The organism is Marinobacter sp. (assembly GCF_014859525.1).
GTDB lineage: Bacteria > Pseudomonadota > Gammaproteobacteria > Pseudomonadales > Oleiphilaceae > Marinobacter.
Genome location: NZ_JACUUB010000113.1, coordinates 1 through 5691 on the forward strand (window position 1 = coordinate 1; position 5691 = coordinate 5691).

The window sequence follows — 5691 nt, forward strand, 5'->3', positions numbered from 1 at the left end:
CGGGCAAAAGTAAAACTGAAGGGCAACAAAAATCACTTTGGCAGTTTGTACGCGGGTGCGTATTTTCTGGTTGCCGAGATTCCGGGTGGCGTGATGGCATTGTTTGATCTGGGCCCGGCCTATACGCCGATACTCAAGGAAATGACGCTCGAGTTCCTGCTCCCGGCCAATTCAGACGTGACGGTGGAATTCGCCTTGCCAGCCGAGGCCGTAGCGGCCATCCTGGCGGATGCAGATGCCACGGGGCGTGCAAAATTCACCCTGGAAGGCGTGCTGAGGGACGAAGAAGGCAATCATGTGGCGACGTCGCTCGCGCATTATCGAGTCCGAAAGAAAGGCTTTCAGCCTCAGGGTTGAGCAATATCCTTCAGCGTTTGCAGGAACACTTCACCGTACTTTTCAAGCTTCGCGGCCCCTACGCCGCTGACTTCTGCCAATTGCTCCAGGTTTTCCGGGCGGCGTTCGAGCATATCGAACAGGGTTGTGTCATGAAAGATCACGTAGGGAGGCACGCCCTGTTTGTCCGCCAGCGCCTTTCGGCAGGCGCGAAGTGCGTCCCAGCCGTTATGGTCCGTAATCTGATCGCGTACGTCCTGACCACCGCGTTTGCCATTCGACCTGGAGGCTGCCGTCTTCTTCACGACAGGGTCTTTACGCAGCTCAATGGCTTGCTCACCTTTAAGCAGCGGCCGACAAAGTTCCGTCAATTGTAATGCCCCATAACCGTCAGGATCGGCTCTTAAATAGCCGTTCGCTACCAGCTGGCGATAAACCGACTTCCACTCATTAACCGACAGATCGGTACCAATACCATAGGTGGAAATGGCCTGGTGACCAGATTGCAAAATCCGTTCATTCTCGGATCCTCGTAGCACATCAATGAGGTAGTTCACGCCGAATCGTTGGCCTGTTCGGTAAACACACGACAACGCTTTCTGGACGGCTACAGTGCCATCCCAGGTTTCCGGCGGGTTCAGGCAGGTATCACAGTTGCCGCAGGGGTGCTCAAGGGCATCGTCAAAATAGCGGAGCAGCACCTGCCGCCGGCATTGGGTGACTTCACACAGGCCTAGCATGGCGTCCAGCTTCTGGCGTTCAACTCGTTTGAATTGATCGTTACCCTGAGAGGCTTCGAGCATCTGCCGCAGTTTGATAACGTCTTGCAGGCCATACACCATCCAGGCGGTGGAAGGTTTGCCATCCCTGCCGGCACGGCCGGTTTCCTGATAATAGGCTTCCAGGCTCTTGGGCAGGTCCAGGTGGGCAACAAACCGCACGTCGGGTTTGTCAATGCCCATGCCAAAGGCAATGGTGGCAACGATAATCACGCCGTCTTCACGCAAAAACCGATCCTGATGCCTGGCTCGAGACTGGGCATCCAGGCCTGCATGGTAGGGCAGTGCGGTGTAGCCTTTGCTGGCCAACAGCTTCGCCGTTGCGTCAACTTTGTTCCGTGACAGGCAATAAACAATGCCACAATCATCTTCGTGTTCAGCTTTAATAAAGTCTAATAACTGCTTGTTTGCATTAGTTTTAGGGGTAATCCTGTACTGAATGTTGGGCCGATCGAAACCGCTGACAAAGTGCTTTGCCTGAGTCAGCGATAAGCGCTCGGCGATTTCTTTGCGGGTACGCTCATCTGCAGTCGCGGTCAGGGCGATGCGAGGAATACCGGGAAATTCCCCGGCAAGCATACTCAACTGCAGGTAATCGGAGCGGAAATCGTGCCCCCATTGCGACACACAGTGGGCTTCGTCAATGGCAAACAGCGATAAGGAAGCATTGTGCAGTAATTCAATGGTGCGCGGTTGGATCAATCGCTCTGGCGCGCAATACAGCAGGTCGAGTTCGCCGGTCATCAGCGCATATTCGGTTGCCCGGGATTGCTCAAAATCCATGGTGGAATTGAGGAAAGCGGCTTTCACGCCCAGTTGTTGAAGCGCAGCTACCTGATCCTGCATCAAGGCAATTAATGGCGAGACGATGATCGCTGTACCCGGGCGGACCAGTGCCGGCACCTGATAGCAAAGCGACTTACCGCCCCCGGTGGGCATCAAAACCAGGGCATCACCACCATTCACAACCTCATGGACGATGTCACCTTGTAATGGACGAAAACTCTCGTACCCAAAAACCTCATGCAGAACCTGTTCCGGGCTCCGATTGGCGGCAGAGGGTGGTTCGCGGGTGAGTTGGTCGAAGTCCTGGTCCGGATACATGATTGTCGTCAGCCTTCACGAGGGTATGAAATTCGGTCCGGAATGATAACAGATCCTGGGTGGGGATTGGTCGACACGCCATTGTGGTGGAAGCAAAACGGTAAAAGAAAGGATACAATGGCACCGCTTCAGAGACTTTGATTAATCGTTTCGAACAACAACAGGGCTTGCATGCAGGAATTTGACGCAATCCGACCCTACTCGGATGAAGAAACCGCCCCCGCGATCCAACGACTGGTCAACGACCCAGATTTTTTAGACATGGTTGGACGCTTTAAGTCGCCGGTGGCGGCAAAATGGGCACCTGCGGTATTGCGGGTTTTCGTTCGCCGCTGGCTTGCGCGCCGTTTTGGCCATTTTCATCGGGTTGACGATTTACAGGCTGGCCTTTCAAGCTACGTCGGCGATCTGGTCCAGAGCACCACCTCCAGGGTGACTCATAGCGGTCTTGAAAACCTGAGCAAGCACTCGTCCCATCTGTTTATTTCCAATCACCGGGACATCGTTTTTGATCCCATGGTGGTGAATTATTTGTTGTTTCAGAACGGGTTCCATACCACCCGGATCGCCATCGGCGACAACCTGCTTGCGAACCGGGTGTTTGCTGAAATGATGCGTCTGAACAAAAGCTTTGTGGTACGCCGCAACATAACCAGCCCGCGGGAAATGCGCGATGCCTATCTCACGCTGTCGAGTTTTATCAATCACAGCATTGATCACAATGACAGCATCTGGATTGCCCAGCGTGAAGGTCGTGCCAAAGATGGCATTGATGCAACAGACCCCGCGATTATCAAGATGTTCTACATGAGCCGTAAAAAATCCGGACTGGGCTTTGATGAGGCGATGAACAAGCTGCACATTGTTCCGGTCTCAATTGCCTATGAGTATGACCCCTGCGATGCCGACAAGGCGCGGGAGCTGGAAGTGCGAGCCCGCACCGGTGCCTATCAAAAGGCGGAAGGCGAAGACACGAACCAGATCATGAAGGGACTGACCGGGTACAAAGGTCATGTGCACGTGCATTTTGGTGCGCCCATTGCAGACGCGCCGGATAACCCGAAGTCGCTTGCGGCACGAATTGATCATGAAATGCACGCGAACTACCACTTACACGCATCCAATCTGGTGGCCCATCAGATGCGCGGCATACATCCAGGAGCCCATGAGACTCCGGACAGCGTCAGTGAGAGCGTTGTGACGGCAGAAACATGGTCTCCGGCAGATCTGGAAGCCGCCAAAGCCGAGATGGAGCGCCGCCTTGCGTCTTGTGATGAGGCCATTCGCCCCTATCTTCTGAACATGTACGCCAACCCGGTGGTGAACGCACTCGCGGCTAATAATATCGGCGAGCACATTCCAGAAACGGCAGAGTGACTCAAGCCCAGATCATATACCCCATTTCCAGCGGGTGCGTGAGTGCCGGATGGTGAGGGTAGACTCGCAAGCGCAACGTTTGCAGGCCCGGGTAGGGTGGTTTTATGTCGGATGCATACACCGCATGTCCATCCTCTTCGCCGGTTGCCTCAAGGATAAAACGATCGGCTCCGGGTTCTGCGTAGGTCCCTGTGCATTCCGGAGTAACCAGGCATTCCACCCGGACATCACCGGGAGCTAGCCCATTCAGCGCAACAGAGAGTTTCAGTTCAACAGACTCGTCCCATGCGCAGCGATCATCCACACAGCCTTTTACCGTTACTGAAACACCATCCCAGGCGTCTCGTACCCGAGCTTTCCAATCCGCCAGCTCGCGTGCGACCTTGAATTGGTCTGCCATCATCAGCCGGCCCTGATGGCTTGCCGGTTGATAGTAGTTTCGGGCATAGTCCATCACCATTCGCTGGGCATTGAATCTTGGGGTAATGGTTTTCATAGATGCTTTCGAGCGCGTTACCCAGCCTTTTGAATAACCTTGTGAGGCGCGGCTGTAATACAGTGGGACGACTTCATGCTCGAGCAAATCCAGTAGATCCCGGGCTTCTTCCCGGTTGCGGAATTCCTGATCGAGCCCGGTATCTCTGGGGGTGATTGCCCATCCGTTGGTTTTGTTATAGCCCTCACCCCACCAGCCGTCGAGTACACTCAGGTTGAGTGCGCCGTTTACCGCTGCTTTCTCGCCTGAAGTGCCACTCGCTTCTTTCGGGTATTCCGGTGTGTTCAGCCACACATCCACACCGCTGAGCAACCGGCGCGCCATAGCCTGGTCGTAATCTTCCAGCAGGATTATGTGTCCCATCAACGCAGGCTGCATGGACAAGCCATGAATGACCTTGATCAGTTGCTGGCCCGGATGATCCTGGGGGTGGGCTTTACCCGCAAATACCAGAACGACAGGGTGGTCCGGGTTGGTCAGCAGTCGTTCCAGTCTCGGAAGATCAGAGAAAATCAGGGTGGCGCGTTTGTAGGTAGCAAAACGTCGGGCAAAACCAATCACCAGAGCGTCTTTGTCGGGCGAGATCAGTTGCCGGGTCATCCTTTCGGTGACCGAATAGCCGGTCCCGTTGCGCTTGTGCTGGCGCTTGAGACGACGAACGGTAAACTCCGCCATTTGCTGTTTCAGAGCCTTGTGAACACTCCAGTAATGATAATCCGGAATCTGGTCAACGAAGCTCCAGAAGGCCGGGTTCAAAAGTTCGCTCTTCCATGTTGGCGCCTGAATATCAAACAGGCTTGCCCATTCCGGAGCCAAAAAAGTCGGCACGTGCACACCGTTTGTGATGTATTCGATGGGGTTTTCCCTGGGTGGAATCTGCGGCCAGATACTTCCTTCCATTTCGGACGCTACGCCGCCATGGATGCGGCTTACCCCGTTATGAAAGCGAGAGCCACGTAGCCCGAGGCAGGTCATGTTGAAACTGTCGTTACCGTTCTTGCCACCCAATGCGAAAATCCGGTCAAATTCCAGTCCAGACTCTTCCAGGTATGGTCCCAGGTTATGAGCCACAAGGTCTCTGGGGAAGATGTCATGGCCTGCCGCCACTGGCGTGTGTGTTGTAAACAGAGTTGCTGCTGCGACGGCTTCAAGTGCCGCCTCAAACGACAGCCCGTCTGCCATGGCCACTCGGCACCGCTCCAGAATCTGGAACGCTGCATGGCCCTCATTGATGTGCCAGGCCGTAGGTGTTATCCCGAGTTCCGCGAGTACACGGGTGCCGCCAATACCCAGTAACATTTCCTGACTGATGCGGGTGCTGGAGTCTCCGCCATAAAGCTGCAGGGTTAAATCCTGATCCTCGAGACTGTTCTTGGTGGTATTTGAGTCCAAAAGGTAAAGGCGAATATGCCCAACCCGAGCCTGCCATACCCGCGCATGAACCTCCCGGCCGGGGAAGGGCACAGAGACCGTTAATTGCTGGCCGTTTTTCTCAACGGGAGTGATGGGCAGCTCGTCACTGGAGTGACATTGATACCTTGCAACTTGCTGTCCCTGCGCATCAATGGTCTGGATGAAATAACCTTGCTGGTAGAGCAA

At 54.7% G+C, this 5691-nt stretch carries 4 protein-coding genes; 2 read left to right on the forward strand and 2 right to left on the reverse strand.

The window, feature by feature from the left end; translation table 11 throughout:
- Nucleotides 1–357: DUF4442 domain-containing protein (locus tag IBX51_RS14030; protein ID WP_291831919.1), on the forward strand; the 357-nt coding region annotated here is incomplete at its 5' end.
- On the opposite strand, the gene recQ is transcribed toward IBX51_RS14030, so the two are convergent.
- Complete coding sequence (gene recQ, locus IBX51_RS14035) at nt 348–2219, reverse strand: DNA helicase RecQ (RefSeq protein WP_291831920.1); 1872 nt, start codon at nt 2217–2219, stop codon at nt 348–350. The two genes, IBX51_RS14030 and recQ, sit on opposite strands and share 10 nt — an antisense overlap.
- 171 nt (nt 2220–2390) lie before the next feature.
- On the opposite strand from recQ, the gene IBX51_RS14040 reads away from it, so the two are divergent.
- Nucleotides 2391–3596, forward strand: a complete 1206-nt coding sequence (locus IBX51_RS14040; protein ID WP_291831921.1) for a 1-acyl-sn-glycerol-3-phosphate acyltransferase — start codon at nt 2391–2393, stop codon at nt 3594–3596.
- A 1-nt stretch (nt 3597) separates the two neighbouring features.
- On the opposite strand, the gene glgP is transcribed toward IBX51_RS14040, so the two are convergent.
- Nucleotides 3598–5691 (reverse strand): alpha-glucan family phosphorylase (gene glgP / locus IBX51_RS14045; protein WP_291831922.1); only part of this gene is annotated, 2094 nt, incomplete at its 5' end.

Bases quoted from the DNA above. Each gene is read 5' to 3' on its own strand.
- recQ (WP_291831920.1), bottom strand. From the start codon at position 2,219: ATGTATCCGGACCAGGACTTCGACCAACTCACCCGCGAACCACCCTCT.
- IBX51_RS14040 (WP_291831921.1), top strand. From the start codon at position 2,391: ATGCAGGAATTTGACGCAATCCGACCCTACTCGGATGAAGAAACCGCC.